The sequence below is a fragment of the Rhodocista pekingensis genome (assembly GCF_042665545.1).
GTDB classification, from domain to species: Bacteria; Pseudomonadota; Alphaproteobacteria; order Azospirillales; family Azospirillaceae; genus Rhodocista; species Rhodocista pekingensis.
Map to the genome: position 1 here is coordinate 40,848 of NZ_JBHTCM010000008.1, position 14,257 is coordinate 55,104.

The window sequence follows — 14,257 nt, forward strand, 5'->3', positions numbered from 1 at the left end:
GGCCGGCGCCCGCGCGCCGGCTCTCGGTGACCGACGGCGTGGCTCTGCTCGTCGGCACTGTCGTCGGCGTCGGCACTGTCGTCGGCGTCGGCATCTTCAAAGCCCCGGCCATGGTGGCGGCCAGTTCGGGCAGCACCACCGATTTCCTGCTGCTCTGGGGGGCAGGGGCGCTGGTCTCCTTCATCGGTACCCTCTGCTACGCGGAACTGGCGACGACACAGACCGATGCCGGCGGCGAGTACAGCATCCTGACCCGCGCCTGGGGCGGTACGGTCGGTTTCCTGTTCGCCTGGGGCCGGCTGGCGGTGATCCAGACCGGCGCCATCGCGGCGGTCGCCTTCGTCTTCGGGGACTACGCCCAGGAACTGGCGCCACTGGGGCCGTTCGGCGCCTCGATCTATGCCGCCACGGCCGTCACCCTGCTGACAGCCGTCAATCTGCGCGGCGCCCCGACCGGGGCGCGGACGCAGACCGTGCTGACCGGCACGCTGGTGCTGGGAACGGCGGTGCTCGCGGCCTCGGCCCTGCTGTACGGCGGGACGCCGCCGGAACCCGGCGTGTCCTCCGCGGGCACGACGGTGGCCGGCATGGCGATGATCTTCGTGCTGCTGACCTATGGCGGCTGGAACGAGGCCGCCTATCTGGCGGGCGAACTGCGCGACGTGCGCCGGGGCATGGTGCGCGTGCTGGTCATCGGCATCGGGGCCGTGGCGGCGCTCTATCTGACGATCAACCTCGCCTATGTCTCCGTGCTCGGGCTCGACCGGCTGGCAGGGGCCTCGACCGTCGCCATCGACCTCGCCGGGGAGACACTGGGCGGACGGGCGGGGCAGGTGGTCGGCCTGCTGGTCGCGCTGGCGACGCTCAGCACCGTGAACGCCACCATCTTCACCGGCGCGCGCGCCTCCTATGCCCTGGGGCGGGACTATCCGCGGTTCGGCTTCCTGGGGCGCTGGGACGGGCAGCGTGACACGCCCGGCGGGGCGCTGCTGGTGCAGGGGGTGGTGGCACTGCTGCTGATCGTCCTGGGCACCCCGGCGCGCGACAGCTTCGCCGCCATGGTGGAATTCACCGCACCGGTGTTCTGGCTGTTCCTGCTGATGACGGGGCTGGCCCTGTTCCGCTTCCGGGCGATGCGGTTGCCGGCGGCGTTCCGGGTACCGTTCTACCCGCTGACGCCGATCGCCTTCTGTCTGGCCTGCCTGTTCATGCTGCACGCCAGCCTGGCCTACACCGGCATCGGAGCGCTGTTCGGTATCCTGGCACTGGCGGCAGGCCTGCCGGCGCTGGTCTGGGCACGGCGGCCGGTGGAAGGCGCACGGGCGGTACGGCCGCCGGCCTGACCGCCGGCCGCATCCGATCCTGTCGGACGCCCCCGCCTCAGCGGCGGCGGGAAGATGCTCCGCGGCTGGCCTTCTCGATGTCCGAGGGGTCCCAGACGGCATTGCGCCGACGGCGGCGGCCGCCCTTGTCGGCATCCTCCGTCACCACCGGGGCCGGCTTGCGTCCGCGCGGGCGCGGCGATAGCGACAGAGCGGGGGCGTCGTCCCCGTCCTCATCCCCCTCGTCCTCTCCCACGTCCCCGTCCTCTCCCTCATCCCCGTCGTCGGAGGCGAGGGGGGCGGGCAGGGCATCGTCGGTCGGCCGCTCCGCGTCCGCGGCGTCCTCGTCCACATAGGGAGCGATCGCCCGCAGGAGCGATGCCACCGCATCGGAGACTTCCGGGGGCGAGTTCTTCCAGGCCCGGAGAAGGTCCAGTTCCCGGCGAGACAGGATAGGGGACTGCTGTTCCGCGAACCCGGTCGTCGTCTGCGGCGGCTTCTTCAGGTCCGGCAGATCCAGGCCGTCGAAGAAGAAGGTCAGCGGAACATCAAGAATTTCGGCAAGTCTGTACAGCTTGCCAACGGAAACTCTGTTCGAGCCTCGCTCGTACTTCTGGACCTGCTGGAAGGTGATCCCTAGAGTTCGGGCCAGATCGGACTGGCTCATTCCCAGCAGGCCACGACGCAGCCGGATACGGCTGGCGACATGGCTTTCGATCACGTTTTCCAGGGCGGCGACGGCGGCATTCTTGGTTCTTCTGGGCATAGACCTTCTCCAAAGCCCATCACTGGCGCGGTGTGCCACGCGCGGCACGGCGCCGCCGCGGACCATTCTTTATTAGAGTATGCATTGCGGTTCCCGGAGACAACCGTTGAAGCAAGGGCTTGCGTCAACGAAATGCAAGGCTTCCAGACCGAATTCGCATACTGAGGTGTGTGCAGTGTAATACGGGATTGGACAGGATGCCAGACAATTGCCAAGAGTAACCTTCTGGAACGACATTCACCATCAGATACCCTTGGTCAGGGGAAGACGTCGGCATGAACGTTCGTTGCGGGAAATTCGAACTGCTGTTGCGCGGCAAGGGTAGGATCAATCGTGTCGGAACGAACCATGATGCGCGTCGGTGAAGGGGACGTCGGCGGAGCGCCGCTCGCCCGGGCGGAGAGCCGTGCCCTCATGCTGCTGGCTCTGGGCACGGCGGCCATCGCTCTTTCCCCCATCTTCTTCAGACTGAGCGAAATCGGTCCCATCGCAAGTGCCTTCTGGCGTGTGACGCTGGCGCTTCCTCTTCTGGGGTTGTGGCGCGTGGCCGAGATCAAGCGGAACGGCGGGGCTGGAAGCCCCCGGAGCCTGCGCGACTGGGCGGGTCTGTTCGCGGCAGGCTTGTTCTTTGCCGGCGATCTCGCCTTCTGGCACTGGTCGCTGACGCACACGACGGTGGCGAACGCCACGTTGTTCGCCAATTCGGCGCCGGTCTTCGTGACGCTCGTCGGCTGGCTGTTCTTCCGTCGCCGGTTCAGCCCGCGTTTCCTGCTCGGCCTTGCGGGTGCGCTGGCCGGTGCCGGCCTGCTGATCGGGGCGAGTGTGCAGATCGGTCCCGACCATGTCGTCGGCGACGGGCTGGGCATGGTGACGGCCATGTTCCTGGCCGGCTACCTGATCACGGTCGAGAGGCTGCGCATGCGCTTCTCCACTGCCACCATCATGGTCTGGAGTGCCGTCGCCGGCGCCATGTCGCTGCTGCTGCTGGCGCTCGCCACGGAGCCGGTGCTGGTGCCCCATACGGCGACCGGCTGGCTGGTGCTGCTCGGCCTTGCCGTGATCAGCCATGCCGGGGGGCAGAGCCTGATCGCCTATTCCATGGCGCACCTGCCGGTGGCCTTCACCTCCGTATCGCTGCTGCTGCAACCCCTCCTGGCGGCGATCTTCGCGGCGGTGCTGCTGGGCGAGGCGATCGGCGGTCTCCAGGTGGCGGGCGGTATCGTCATCCTGGCCGGGATCGTGCTGGCGCGACAGGGCAGCCGCTGACGCGCGCTTCCGTTCTGCGCTATGGTGACCCGTCAGGCTGCCCGACCCGGGCGGCCTGTGCGGCGCAGACCGACCAGTGGAAGCGATCCTCCGGAAGCGAGCCCGTGAAACTGATCTGCTATCCGACCTCGGGTTTCGTCCCGGACATCCGCCCCGCCCCGTTGGCGCGGGACTGGATGGATGCGACGGCCGACCGCTTCGCCTACCGCTGCCTGCCGCTCAACATCGCCAATACCCATGGCTGGGAGGTGCTCTCCCCGGCGGCCTTCAGCGCGACCTGGTCGGGCGGCGACGGCAAGGAGGCGATCCGGATCGAGTCCGACGCACCGGCCCATGCCCTGCCGCTGAGCCATTTCGGGGTCGGGGTTCTGACCTTCCACATCCATTGCCTGCTGCGCACGGAGCCGGGGGTCAATCTCTGGGTGGGCGGGCCGGTAAACCGGCCGAAGGACGCGATCCAGGCCCTGTCGGGCGTGATCGAGACGGACTGGTCACCCTACAGCTTCACCATGAACTGGAAGTTCACCCGGCCGGACTGGACGGTACGGTTCGAGAAGGGGGAGCCGATCTGCTTCTTCTTCCCCCTGAACCGCGATCTCGTGGAGGCGACGGAGCCAGAGGTGCGTCCGCTGGAGAGCGATCCAGAGGTCGCCGCGCAGCACCGCGCCTGGGTCGAAGGACGCACCAGCTTCCTCCAGGAACTGCCGGTGGAAGGATCGCGTGCCCAGGCAGAGGCCTGGCAGAAGGCCTATTTCCGGGGGCGCCGGCCCGACGGGGCGCCCGGCGTCGCGGATCATCGGACGAAGCTGGTGCTGCGGCCGTTCCCGGGGGCGCCGGCGAACCGCCCGTAGGCATCCGGGGCGGCTCCGACCGCCGCGCACGCCAAGGGATTCCGCGGTCTTCGCGGCACCGGCCCCGGGAACCCGCCGCTGGCGGGTCCGTTAGTCGGTCAGTCATTCCGCAGGGAGAGGGCGATGGACGATCTGGAGAAGCGTATCAGCCGGCGGGCCTACGAGATATGGGAGCGCGAGGGCCGGCCCCACGGCCGGCAGGAGGAGCACTGGTCGCGTGCCCGGGAGGAGGTTCTTGCCGAGGCGGACTCCACCACGCCCGGAACCCCCCTGGAGCCTGTGCCGGAACCGGGTGAGGGCCGCGAAGCCGCCCCGACGGATGCGGCCCCGTCTCCGGCAGGAACCCCCCGCCGCCGCAGCAGGGGAAGCCGGACGGCCGATCCGGTGTCGATGCCCCCGGACACTGCCCCGGAGCCGGGTGCGGCGGAGGGGGGAGCCGCTCCGGCCTTCCGGCGCGCGGGCCGGCCCCGCGGCGGGAGCGGCGAGGCCGCCGGTGCCATGCGGCCGGCCGAGGGGAACGACAGGCCGGTGTCGGGCGACAGCCCCCCGTCCCCGGGCAGCGAAATGGCGGGTACCGCCACCGGTACCCGCCGCACGTCGCGCAGCCGCAAGTCCGAGGCCTGAAGGTCGGCCGGGCGTCCTCTCAGGCAGCGTTCTCGATGGGGCGGTGCGCTACCGGCGTGATCGCCCCGAGCGACCCGTAGAGCTTACGCTCGGTCCGCAGCGTCTCCAGCAGTTCCCGCAGACTCTCCTCGACGAAGCCGGGGGTGTGCCGGCCCAGTTCCTCCCGCGTCAGGTCGATGAACGCATCCAGAAGGCGGGCATGGACACGGCAGGAGTGGCGAACCTCGGACTCGATCGCAATACCGCGCATGGAAGACGTTCCTTGGATGAAGGGTTGCCGGAGGAAAGTGTCGGTGCGGTTGAACGGGGTGGGAGATAATCCCGCCTCCAGGACACGCTCCATCTACGCGCGCCGCCAGTTAAGGAGTGGTAAAGGGGGCGGTGCGGCCGTTCTGTGCATCTGAATTAAGTCATTCTGAGTCATTCGATCGGCTGAGGCTCAATGTAGAAAGCTTCAATATTGACCGCAACGGTCATGGAAATTTCGAAAGGGCTAGTCCGACCGGACTAATCCGCCAGGATTACAGGCGGCCGTGCGGTGTGATCCCCCCCGTCATCCGGCCCCGGCGCTGCCCCGTTTCAGGTCGTCCGTCAGGGAAAGGGCCGGCGCGCCCAGCCGGGTCCGGTAGACATGCAGGTTCTCCATGACCCGTTGCACATAGTTGCGGGTCTCATAGATCGGGATCGTCTCGATCCAGTCCACCACGTCCACGCTTCCGCTGCGCGGGTCGCCCATATCCCGCAGCCAGCCGGCCACACGGCCCTGGCCCGCATTGTAGGCGGCAATGGCCAGCACGTAGGAGCCGCCGAAGCGCTCCAGCAGCCCCAGCATGTAGGTGCTGCCCAGGCGGACATTGTAGTCCGGGTCCGCGGTCAGCTTCTCGTGCGTGTGCTTCACGCCGAGCTGCTTCGCCAGATGCTGCGCCGTGGCCGGCATCATCTGCATCAGGCCGCGGGCCCCGGCCGGGCTGACGGCGTCGGAGTTGAAGGTACTCTCCTGGCGCACGATGGCATGGACCAGGGCCGGTTCGGGCCGGGATGTCAGCTTCTGATCCAGCAGCGGATATCCCCCGTCCACCACGGCCCAGCCGTCCTGGAGTCCCTGGCGTGCGGCGGTGACGGCCAGATCGGGGCGCCCCAGCTCATCCGCCAGCCGGGCAGTCAGGCGGTAGTCGGCGTCGCTCTTGGCCACGATGGCCATCCGGCGCAGGAACAGCTCGGTCAGGGAGCCATCGGTTCCCTGGATGCGGGCCATCATGCGGGCGACGCGCACCAGTTCCCGCTTCTCGAACGCGCTGCGCTGTTCCGCGGTGATCTCCGGCGCCCTGGGTATGGCACCGGCAGGCGGCAGGCCCAGCTCGTCCGCGGCCAGCAGACCGTAGAAGGTGGTGCCGTGCGCCGCGGCGATCTGGAACCATGTCTTCGCCCGGTCCTTGTCGCCCAGGGCCTGCGCCGCACGCCCGGCCCAGTAGGCGCCGCGCGACTTGCTGATCGGCGTGCCGACGCCCCGGTACAGCGTCTCGAAATGCCTGAGCGCCACGTCCGGCTTCTTCAGGAAGCGCAGGGCCAGCCAGCCGGCCAGGAACTCGGCCTGGGCGAAGGGCAGCCCCTCCGTCGTGCCGTGCGCCACGGCAAGCTGGTAGGCGCGCTGGTACTGACCCTTCTCGATCAGGCGGCGGGCCATGATGTGGCGCTCGGTCCACCATGCCTCCGGCCGGCCCAGCTCTTTCGGCGGCTTCGCCAGGACCTCCAGCGCTCCCGCATCCATGTCCTTGCGCCGGCGCCAGCGCAGCCGTTCGTAGGCAAGGCCGGGATCGTCCACCAGATTGCTGGGAATCCGCCGGATCGCGCCGTCGACGCCGGCCGACATGCCGGCGAGGGCGAGGCGGGCCAGCGCCAGGTTCTGCCGCCCCTTATCCACCAGCGGCATCACCCGCTGGGCGCCGGCTTCGTCCTCGTCCCAGAGCAGCCGGTCCAGCCGGGCCCAGTGGTCCTGGGGCCGCAGGATGCTGGTGAAGCGCTTGCGGTAGTCGCGCTCATCCACCGCGCCGAAGGTGCCCTGCACGTACCGCTCGCGCACCAGCCGGGTGGCGGTGGCGCTGTCGCCTGCGGCCAGCAGCGCATCGACATGGCGCAGGAAGCCGGCTGTCGTCAGCGGCGGGTTCTTCCGGAACCACGCCAGCACCTCCTTATCGGAGAGCCCCTGCATCCGGCCTTCGGCGTTGCGCTTCAGCGCGGCCTGGTTCGGCCAGTCCGGGTTCTTCTCCAGGAAGTCGGCAAGGGTGCGGAAATCGGCGTCCGTCGTCGGCTGGGTCAGGTCCAGCCAGCGGATGACCTTGGCGGGAAGGTCTTCCCGCGCCCGGTTGGCGATCTGCCGCGCCTCCGCAAAGCGGCCCTGCTCGGCGGCCTTGAAGGCCTGCCGGTAGGTCTGCACGTCGGCCGAGGTCAGCTCGGCCCGGGCGGGCGAGAGAGGGGGGCAGGCAAGGCCGGCCGCGAGTGCCAGAACCGCCAGGGCGGCCCGCAGGCCGTGCTTGTTTCGCCCCATGGGGGCTTGTAAGGTGCCGCGCTTCAATTCCGAGGGCCCAGGGAGATCAGGATGTTCAGGGGGTCGATCGTCGCTCTGATCACGCCGTTCAGGAACGGCGGTATCGACGAGCGCGCCTTCCAGGATTTCGTCGAATGGCAGATCGCGGAAGGCACCCACGGACTGGTTCCCGTGGGCACCACCGGCGAGTCCACGACGCTGTCGCACGAAGAGCATCACCGGGTCATCAAACTCTGTGTCGAGGTTTCGCGCGGGCGCGTTCCGGTCATCGCCGGCACCGGCTCCAACTCCACGGAAGAGGCGATCAGCCTGACGCGCTTCGCCAAGCAGGCCGGGGCGACGGCGGCGCTGGTCGTGACGCCCTACTACAACAAGCCCACGCAGGAAGGTCTGTACGCGCATTACAAGGCCATCCACGATGCCGTCGATCTGCCCATCGTCATCTACAACATTCCCGGCCGCAGCGTCGTGGACATGAGTGTGGCGACCATGGCGCGGCTGGCGAAGCTGCCGAACATCGTCGGCGTCAAGGACGCGACCGGCGATCTGGTGCGGCCGCTGCGGACACGCATCGAGATCGGCCCCGATTTCTGCCAGCTTTCCGGCGAGGATGCCACCGCCACCGCCTTCCTGGCGCAGGGCGGCGTCGGCTGCATCTCCGTCACGGCGAACGTCGCACCCGGCCTCTGCGCCCGGATGCAGGACGCCTGGATGCGGGGTGATCTTGCTGAAATGGCGCGGGTCCGAGACCTGCTGATGCCGCTGCATCATGCCCTCTTCGTCGAAACCAGCCCTGGTCCGGTGAAGTATGCGGCCAGCCTGCTCGGCAAGTGTGCCGAGGACATGCGGCTGCCCATGGTGCCCCCGACCCAGGCCACCCGCGATACCGTGCGGGCAGCCCTGGTGAAGACCGGATTGTTGACCTGATACCTTAAGAAAAGGCTCCAAGTCCATGGCTCGTGCAGATTCCGCGCCCGGCAGGATCGCCGCGCAGAACCGACGGGCACGGTTCGACTACTTCATCGAGGACACGCTGGAGGCAGGAATCGTGCTGGCCGGGACCGAGGTGAAGAGCCTCCGTGGCGGCCGCGGCAGCATCAACGAATCCTATGCCGGCGAGCAGAACGGCGAACTGTTCCTGTTCAACGCCTACATCCCCGAGTATCAGCTCGCGGGCCGTTTCTTCCAGCACGAGGTGCGGCGGCCGCGCAAGCTGCTGGTGCGCAGCCGCCAGCTCGCGCGCCTGCTCACCTCCATCCAGCGCGAAGGCATGACGCTGGTGCCCCTGTCGATCTACTTCAACGACCGTGGGCTGGCGAAGGTCGAACTCGGCATCGCTAAGGGCAAGAAGAAGGGCGACAAGCGCGAGACCGAGAAGGAACGCGACTGGCAGCGGGACAAGGCCCGCCTGATGCGGGCGAAGGGTTGACATCTGCGCAGGGCGGCTCCGCGACGGTGCGGAGCTTCCCTGGTCCCCGGCCTTTGTCTATCCTCGGAGGAGGTATTCCGCGGGGATGGAGCATGCGGAAGGCGATTCGGAAGACCACGGGCATGTGGACTGCCGGCCTGAAGGCAGCGGCGGTCGCCGTGGCGGTCGTGGCCTCGGCGTCGGCCGCCGAGGCGCGGCTGACGGTGTGCAACCGGGTATCGGAGCCGGTCAAGGTGGCGCTGGGCGTGGAGGAGGGGGACGGCTGGCGCTCCCGCGGCTGGTGGCACATCGCCCCCGGCGAATGCCGCGCCCTCCTCGATACCGATCTCAAGCTGCTGGAATACTATCTCCGCGCCGAGCCGGAGGAGCCGGGCACCGGCTGGGGCGGCGATTTCCCGTTCTGCATTGACGACAAGGATTTCGAGATCGGCGGCGACACCGACTGCGAGGCACGGGGCCACCGCACCGCCGGCTTCTTCCTGCTGTCCACCGACGGCGCCAGCTCCATGACCCACAACCTGACGGACTGATCCCGGTCGGCTCCGTCAGGCCGCGTCGAGCAGGTCGCGTACCGCCTTGAAGACGGTGTGGAACATCTCCGGCGTCAGGCGCCCCGTATTGGTGTTGTAGCGGGAGCAGTGGTAGCTGTCGAACAGCGCCACCCCCGTCGCCCCCCCCAGCGCTACGTCGTGCCGGGCGCCATGGGCGAAAGGAAACCGCGCCGGTCGGCCGCCCAGCGCGGTCACGGCGCTGGCATGGGCGACGGTCCCCAGGGCGACCACGGCACGCAGATCCGGCAGGTGCGCCAGCTCGTCGATCAGGAAACGGCGGCAGGTGGCGACCTCCGCCGGAGTCGGCTTGTTCTCCGGCGGCACGCAGCGCGCGCTGTTGACGATCCGGCAGTCTACCAGTTCCAGCCCGTCGTCCGGGCGGCGGTCGTAGCGGCCGCGGGCGAATCCGAACTGGGCCAGCGTCTCGTACAGCAGGTCGCCGGCATAGTCCCCGGTAAAGGGCCGGCCGGTCCGGTTCGCCCCGTGCAGGCCTGGCGCCAGCCCGACGATCAGCAGCCGTGCCGAGGCCGGCCCGAAGGACGGCACCGGCACGTTGGCATGGTCCGGGAAGCGGGCGCGGTTGTCCTGCCTGAACGCGGCAAGGCGCGGGCAGAGCGGACAGTCGGCGTCCGGTTGCAGCCGGACGCCGGTCGGTGTCAGAGCCATGCCGGTCAGTCCAGCGGCTCTTCGTCCTCGTCCAGGTCGCGCGGGTCGATGTCGCGGCCCCCCATGTCGCGCCCGCCGAAGTCCCTGCCACTCATGTCCCTGCCGCCCATGTCGCGGCTTCCGGGATCGCCGCCCTGCTGCGGACCGCCCTGGTTCTGGAAGCGGGGCGAATGGGTGCGCATGATGTTCGGGGACAGGTCCTGCAACTCCAGGAAATTGTCGGCCTGCCGGCGCAGCTCGTCCGCCACCATCGGCGGGGTGGAGCGGACGGTGCTGATCACGGTCACGCGCACACCCTTGCGCTGGACCGCCTCCACGAGCCGGCGGAAGTCGCCATCGCCGGAGAACAGCAGGATATGGTCCACATGCTCGGCCATCTCCATCACGTCGATGGCCAGCTCGATGTCCATGTTTCCCTTGATCTTGCGCCGGCCCGAAGCGTCCGTGTACTCCTTGGTCGGCTTCGTCACCATCGTGTAGCCGTTGTAGTCGAGCCAGTCGACCAGGGGACGGATCGGGGAATACTCCTGGTCTTCGACCAGGGCCGTGTAGTAGAAGGCGCGCACCAGCCGGCCGCGCCCGGCGAACAGCTCCAGTAACCTCTTGTAGTCAATGTCGAAGCCCAGAGACCGGGCCGCGGCGTAAAGGTTGGCGCCGTCGATGAACATCGCCAGCCGCTCTTCCTGATAGAATATCTTTCGATCCATGCTTCAAAGCCTCAATGACTGGGGGCCAATACGATGATTATGGCGCGGGATTCTCGCCATTGCAGGTCGGGGACGAGAAATTTCCGCCCCAGCAATATGACAGGTCCGGTCGGGGGGGCAAGGCCGCGCGTGGACCTGCGGGGGCGCCGGGCATGATCCTGATCGGCCTTGGATCGAACCTCGCCGTGCCCGGCATCGGGGGGCCGCTGGCCGTCTGCACGGCCGCGCTCGCCGCCCTGGAGCGCCGCGGACTGAGGGTCGTCGCGCGCTCCTGCTGGTACGAGACGGCCCCTGTGCCGGTGTCCGATCAGCCCTGGTTCGTCAACGGTGTGGCGCGGGTGGAGAGCCCGCTCGGTCCCGACGGTGTCCTGGCGCTCCTGCATGCGGTGGAGGCGGAGTTCGGCCGCGTGCGGCAGGTGGTGAACGAGGCGCGGGTGCTCGACCTCGATCTGCTCGACCATGACGGGTTGCGGCGCGACGTTGCGCCCGTGTTGCCACACCCACGCATGCATCTCCGCGCCTTCGTCCTGCTGCCGCTGGCGGAGCTGGCGCCCGGCTGGGTGCATCCGGTGTCCGGGCGCCGGGTCGAGGATCTGATCGCCGACCTGCCCCCCGGCCAGGACGCCCGCAGGATCGCGGATGCCAGGATCGCGGATGGCAGGATCGCGGATGTATGATGGCTGGCCCGCGCCGGCTGCCTTGCCTCCCGGGGACGTGGGCCGTATATAGGGAGGCTTACATGGTTTTGGGAGAGTTCCAGGCATGGCCCGCGTAACGGTCGAAGATTGCGTCGAGAAGGTTCCGAACCGGTTCGAACTCGTGATGATGGCGGCCCAGCGGGCGCGCGACATCGCGGCCGGCTCGCCCCTGTCCATCGACCGCGACAACGACAAGAACCCGGTTGTCGCCCTGCGGGAGATCGCCGACGAGACCGTGACCCTGGAGGGGCTGCGCAACTCCCTGATCAAGGGGCACCAGCGCGTTCCGGAGCAGGACGAGCCCGAGGAGGAGATCGTCGAGCTGATGGCCGGCGAGAATGCCTGGTCGGTTCCGGAGGCCGGCGGGGACGAGGGCGGCGACGCCTCCGAGCTGCTGGACGACGAGGGTGAGGGTGCCGCCGCCGGGGCCGAGCCGGACTTCTCCGACATGGATGTCCCGCTGGCGGACCTGGCCGACGAGGACAAGATCTGATCGGGCGGGCCGGATCGTGCCGAACGGGCGAAGGGATGGCGGGCTGAGCCCCGCCTCGGGACCGGCGGGCCGCATCAGGCGGCCCGTCCTCAGCGAACGGACCTGACGACCCGCCCCGATGAACCGGCCATCCGCCCAACCCATCATCCGCCAGTACGAGCTTGTCGAGCGCGTCAAGTCCTACGATCCCGATGCGGACGAGGACGCCCTCAACAAGGCTTATGTTTTCACGATCAAGGCGCATGGGTCCCAGACCCGCGCCAGCGGCGACCCCTATTTCACCCACCCGATCTGGGTCGCCTATCTCCTGACCGAGCTGAAGCTCGACACCGCCTCCATCATCACGGCGCTGCTGCACGACACGGTCGAGGATACGCTCACCTCGTTGCAGGAGATCCAGCGTGCCTTCGGGCCGGACGTGGCGCGGCTGGTTGACGGTGTCACCAAGCTGTCCCGCATCGAGCTGCAACACGCCGGCACGCCGCAGTCCGACCAGCAGAAGCAGGCGGAGAATTTCCGCAAGCTGGTGCTGGCGATGTCGGAGGACATCCGGGTTCTGCTGGTGAAGCTGGCGGATCGTCTGCACAACATGCAGACGCTCCACTACATCAAGAACCCGGACAAGCGCCGCCGCATCGCCCGCGAGACCATCGAGATCTACGCGCCGCTGGCCGAGCGCATCGGCATCCAGCGCTGGAAGGACGAGCTGGAGGAGCTGGCCTTCCAGGAGCTGAACCCTGAAGCCTTCGCGTCCATCCGGGGCCGGCTGGAACGGCTGGAGGAGGACGGCGCCGGCGGCGTCGACCGCATCATCAAGGAGCTGGAGGAGACGGTCCACGGTGCCGGGCTGGAAACCGCCACCGTCTCCGGTCGGCGCAAGGCTCCCTATTCGATCTGGCGCAAGATGCAGCGCAAGAACGTGGCGTTCGAGCAGCTTTCGGATGTCATGGCCTTCCGCATCGTCGTGGACACGGTCGAGCACTGCTATCAGGCGCTGGGCGTCATCCACGCCAAGTACCCGGTCGTTCCCGGCCGCTTCAAGGACTACATCTCCACCCCGAAGCCGAACGGCTACCGCTCCATCCACACCACCGTCATCGGGCCGGAGAAGCACCGGATCGAGGTGCAGATCCGCACCGACGAGATGCACGAGGTGGCGGATGTCGGCGTCGCGGCGCACTGGGCCTACAAGGAGGGCCGGCCGCGGACGACCGAGGGGCGGCAGTACCGCTGGCTGCGCGAGCTTCTGGATATCCTGGAGCATGCGGCGCGGCCGGAGGAGTTCCTGGAGCACACCAAGCTTGAGCTGTTCCAGGACCAGGTCTTCTGCTTCACGCCCAAGGGCGATCTGATCGCGCTGCCCCGCGGTGCCACGGCGGTGGATTTCGCCTATGCCGTCCATTCGGTGGTGGGCGACACCTGCGTCGGTGCCAAGGTCAACGGGCGCATGCTGCCCCTGCGGACGCCGCTCCAGAACGGCGACCAGGTGGAGATCCTGACCTCGAAGAACTCCACGCCCTCGACGGACTGGGAGAACTTCGTCGTCACCGGCAAGGCGCGGGCCCGTATCCGCCGCTTCATCCGGACCCAGCAGCGCGGCGAGCACATCAAGCTGGGCCGCGGCCTGCTGGAACGCATCTTCAAGCAGGAAGGCTACGAATATTCCGACAAGGCGCTGGACGGGGTCATTAAGATCTTCCAGCAGCCGACGTCGGAGGACCTGCTGGCCGCCATCGGCGCCGCCCAGACCGGGGCGCGCGACGTCTTCAACACCATCTTCCCCGGCCACCGCGTCCAGCCGCAGGTCGCGCCGGAGGACAAGATCGTCCCGCAGGCGAAGGCAAAGCCCAAGCGGAGCAGCAGCGCGCCGCTGCCGATCCGCGGCCTGATCCCGGGGATGGCGGTCCATTATGCCCGTTGCTGCCACCCGTTGCCGGGTGACCGTATCGTCGGCATCGTCACCACCGGCAAAGGGGTCACGATCCACACCATCGACTGCGAGACGCTGGAGAGCTTCCACGAGAGCCCGGAGCGCTGGATCGACGTCGCCTGGGACCCGGACGCGGAGGGGATGGAGGATGCGGTAGGCCGCATCTCCGTCGTTGTCGCCAACGAACCTGGGGCGCTGGGCACGCTCTCCACCGTCATCGGCAAGAACGGCGGCAACATCACGAACCTGAAGTTCACCAGCCGCTCGCCGGATTTCTTCGAGATGCTGATCGACATCGACGTGCATGACGTGAAGCATCTGACCAACATCATGGCTGCGCTGCGGGCTACGCCGGTCATCAATTCCGTCGAGCGCGCAAGAAGCCGCTGACTGGCGCGTTAGTCGGGGC

15 protein-coding genes are annotated in these 14,257 nt (G+C 68.3%); 10 read left to right on the plus strand and 5 right to left on the minus strand.

Annotated elements, in window-relative coordinates:
* The first annotated feature begins 38 nt into the window (after window positions 1-38).
* Window positions 39-1,343: an APC family permease gene (locus tag ACFQPS_RS07255; RefSeq protein ID WP_377357735.1), complete on the plus strand. Its 1,305-nt coding sequence runs from the start codon at window positions 39-41 to the stop codon at window positions 1,341-1,343.
* A gap of 37 nt (window positions 1,344-1,380) precedes the next feature.
* On the opposite strand, the gene ACFQPS_RS07260 is transcribed toward ACFQPS_RS07255, so the two are convergent.
* Window positions 1,381-2,088 (minus strand): helix-turn-helix domain-containing protein, encoded by a 708-nt coding sequence (locus tag ACFQPS_RS07260; RefSeq protein ID WP_377357737.1) that lies wholly within the window; start codon window positions 2,086-2,088, stop codon window positions 1,381-1,383.
* Window positions 2,089-2,436: 348 nt separating this feature from the next.
* Between ACFQPS_RS07260 and ACFQPS_RS07265 the strand changes: the two genes are divergently transcribed.
* The 3 genes from ACFQPS_RS07265 to ACFQPS_RS07275 all read left to right on the plus strand — a co-directional run bounded on the left by ACFQPS_RS07265 (window position 2,437) and on the right by ACFQPS_RS07275 (window position 4,829).
* Window positions 2,437-3,354, plus strand: coding sequence for a DMT family transporter (locus ACFQPS_RS07265; RefSeq protein ID WP_377357738.1), 918 nt, complete (start codon window positions 2,437-2,439; stop codon window positions 3,352-3,354).
* A 104-nt stretch (window positions 3,355-3,458) separates the two neighbouring features.
* The gene (locus tag ACFQPS_RS07270; protein WP_377357739.1) at window positions 3,459-4,205 is read left to right on the plus strand and encodes a DUF6065 family protein; all 747 of its coding nucleotides are present in this window, start codon (window positions 3,459-3,461) and stop codon (window positions 4,203-4,205) included.
* A gap of 123 nt (window positions 4,206-4,328) precedes the next feature.
* Window positions 4,329-4,829: a DUF2934 domain-containing protein gene (locus ACFQPS_RS07275; RefSeq protein WP_377357740.1), complete on the plus strand. Its 501-nt coding sequence runs from the start codon at window positions 4,329-4,331 to the stop codon at window positions 4,827-4,829.
* 19 nt (window positions 4,830-4,848) lie between these two features.
* Here ACFQPS_RS07275 and ACFQPS_RS07280 read toward each other — a convergent pair whose 3' ends face one another.
* Together ACFQPS_RS07280 and ACFQPS_RS07285 are read right to left on the minus strand one after the other, a co-directional pair.
* The gene (locus tag ACFQPS_RS07280) at window positions 4,849-5,079 is read right to left on the minus strand and encodes a hypothetical protein (protein ID WP_377357741.1); all 231 of its coding nucleotides are present in this window, start codon (window positions 5,077-5,079) and stop codon (window positions 4,849-4,851) included.
* A 303-nt stretch (window positions 5,080-5,382) separates the two neighbouring features.
* On the minus strand, window positions 5,383-7,374 hold the full coding sequence (locus tag ACFQPS_RS07285; protein ID WP_377357744.1) for a lytic transglycosylase domain-containing protein: 1,992 nt from the start codon (window positions 7,372-7,374) through the stop codon (window positions 5,383-5,385).
* A 51-nt stretch (window positions 7,375-7,425) separates the two neighbouring features.
* Here ACFQPS_RS07285 and dapA point away from each other — a divergent pair, with 51 nt between their 5' ends.
* The 3 genes from dapA to ACFQPS_RS07300 all read left to right on the plus strand — a co-directional run bounded on the left by dapA (window position 7,426) and on the right by ACFQPS_RS07300 (window position 9,333).
* Window positions 7,426-8,301: a 4-hydroxy-tetrahydrodipicolinate synthase gene (dapA, locus tag ACFQPS_RS07290; RefSeq protein ID WP_377357745.1), complete on the plus strand. Its 876-nt coding sequence runs from the start codon at window positions 7,426-7,428 to the stop codon at window positions 8,299-8,301.
* Window positions 8,302-8,326: 25 nt separating this feature from the next.
* Window positions 8,327-8,803, plus strand: coding sequence for an SsrA-binding protein SmpB (gene smpB / locus ACFQPS_RS07295; RefSeq protein ID WP_377357747.1), 477 nt, complete (start codon window positions 8,327-8,329; stop codon window positions 8,801-8,803).
* Between the two features lie 122 nt (window positions 8,804-8,925).
* Window positions 8,926-9,333 carry a DUF1036 domain-containing protein gene (locus tag ACFQPS_RS07300; protein ID WP_377357748.1) on the plus strand — a complete coding sequence of 136 codons (408 nt, stop codon included), beginning with the start codon at window positions 8,926-8,928 and terminating at the stop codon, window positions 9,331-9,333.
* Window positions 9,334-9,348: 15 nt separating this feature from the next.
* On the opposite strand, the gene ACFQPS_RS07305 is transcribed toward ACFQPS_RS07300, so the two are convergent.
* Window positions 9,349-10,020, minus strand: coding sequence for a uracil-DNA glycosylase (locus tag ACFQPS_RS07305; RefSeq protein WP_377357749.1), 672 nt, complete (start codon window positions 10,018-10,020; stop codon window positions 9,349-9,351).
* Window positions 10,021-10,025: 5 nt separating this feature from the next.
* On the minus strand, window positions 10,026-10,727 hold the full coding sequence (locus ACFQPS_RS07310; protein WP_377357750.1) for a LabA-like NYN domain-containing protein: 702 nt from the start codon (window positions 10,725-10,727) through the stop codon (window positions 10,026-10,028).
* A gap of 152 nt (window positions 10,728-10,879) precedes the next feature.
* Between ACFQPS_RS07310 and folK the strand changes: the two genes are divergently transcribed.
* From folK to ACFQPS_RS07325, 3 genes are all read left to right on the plus strand, one after another.
* Window positions 10,880-11,404 (plus strand): 2-amino-4-hydroxy-6-hydroxymethyldihydropteridine diphosphokinase, encoded by a 525-nt coding sequence (gene folK, locus ACFQPS_RS07315; RefSeq protein ID WP_377357751.1) that lies wholly within the window; start codon window positions 10,880-10,882, stop codon window positions 11,402-11,404.
* 85 nt (window positions 11,405-11,489) lie between these two features.
* Window positions 11,490-11,918 (plus strand): DNA-directed RNA polymerase subunit omega, encoded by a 429-nt coding sequence (rpoZ, locus tag ACFQPS_RS07320; protein ID WP_377357752.1) that lies wholly within the window; start codon window positions 11,490-11,492, stop codon window positions 11,916-11,918.
* Window positions 11,919-12,036: 118 nt separating this feature from the next.
* Window positions 12,037-14,238, plus strand: a complete 2,202-nt coding sequence (locus ACFQPS_RS07325) for a RelA/SpoT family protein (RefSeq protein WP_377357754.1) — start codon at window positions 12,037-12,039, stop codon at window positions 14,236-14,238.
* Window positions 14,239-14,257 lie beyond the last annotated feature (19 nt).

Excerpts from the sequence above, each read along its gene's own strand:
- dapA (WP_377357745.1), top strand. The coding sequence starts at position 7,426 with ATGTTCAGGGGGTCGATCGTCGCTCTGATCACGCCGTTCAGGAACGGC.
- folK (WP_377357751.1), top strand. The coding sequence starts at position 10,880 with ATGATCCTGATCGGCCTTGGATCGAACCTCGCCGTGCCCGGCATCGGG.
- ACFQPS_RS07285 (WP_377357744.1), bottom strand. The coding sequence starts at position 7,374 with ATGGGGCGAAACAAGCACGGCCTGCGGGCCGCCCTGGCGGTTCTGGCA.
- ACFQPS_RS07280 (WP_377357741.1), bottom strand. The coding sequence starts at position 5,079 with ATGCGCGGTATTGCGATCGAGTCCGAGGTTCGCCACTCCTGCCGTGTC.
- ACFQPS_RS07310 (WP_377357750.1), bottom strand. The coding sequence starts at position 10,727 with ATGGATCGAAAGATATTCTATCAGGAAGAGCGGCTGGCGATGTTCATC.
- ACFQPS_RS07275 (WP_377357740.1), top strand. The coding sequence starts at position 4,329 with ATGGACGATCTGGAGAAGCGTATCAGCCGGCGGGCCTACGAGATATGG.
- ACFQPS_RS07305 (WP_377357749.1), bottom strand. The coding sequence starts at position 10,020 with ATGGCTCTGACACCGACCGGCGTCCGGCTGCAACCGGACGCCGACTGT.
- ACFQPS_RS07260 (WP_377357737.1), bottom strand. The coding sequence starts at position 2,088 with ATGCCCAGAAGAACCAAGAATGCCGCCGTCGCCGCCCTGGAAAACGTG.
- ACFQPS_RS07300 (WP_377357748.1), top strand. The coding sequence starts at position 8,926 with ATGTGGACTGCCGGCCTGAAGGCAGCGGCGGTCGCCGTGGCGGTCGTG.
- smpB (WP_377357747.1), top strand. The coding sequence starts at position 8,327 with ATGGCTCGTGCAGATTCCGCGCCCGGCAGGATCGCCGCGCAGAACCGA.
- ACFQPS_RS07325 (WP_377357754.1), top strand. The coding sequence starts at position 12,037 with ATGAACCGGCCATCCGCCCAACCCATCATCCGCCAGTACGAGCTTGTC.
- rpoZ (WP_377357752.1), top strand. The coding sequence starts at position 11,490 with ATGGCCCGCGTAACGGTCGAAGATTGCGTCGAGAAGGTTCCGAACCGG.
- ACFQPS_RS07265 (WP_377357738.1), top strand. The coding sequence starts at position 2,437 with ATGATGCGCGTCGGTGAAGGGGACGTCGGCGGAGCGCCGCTCGCCCGG.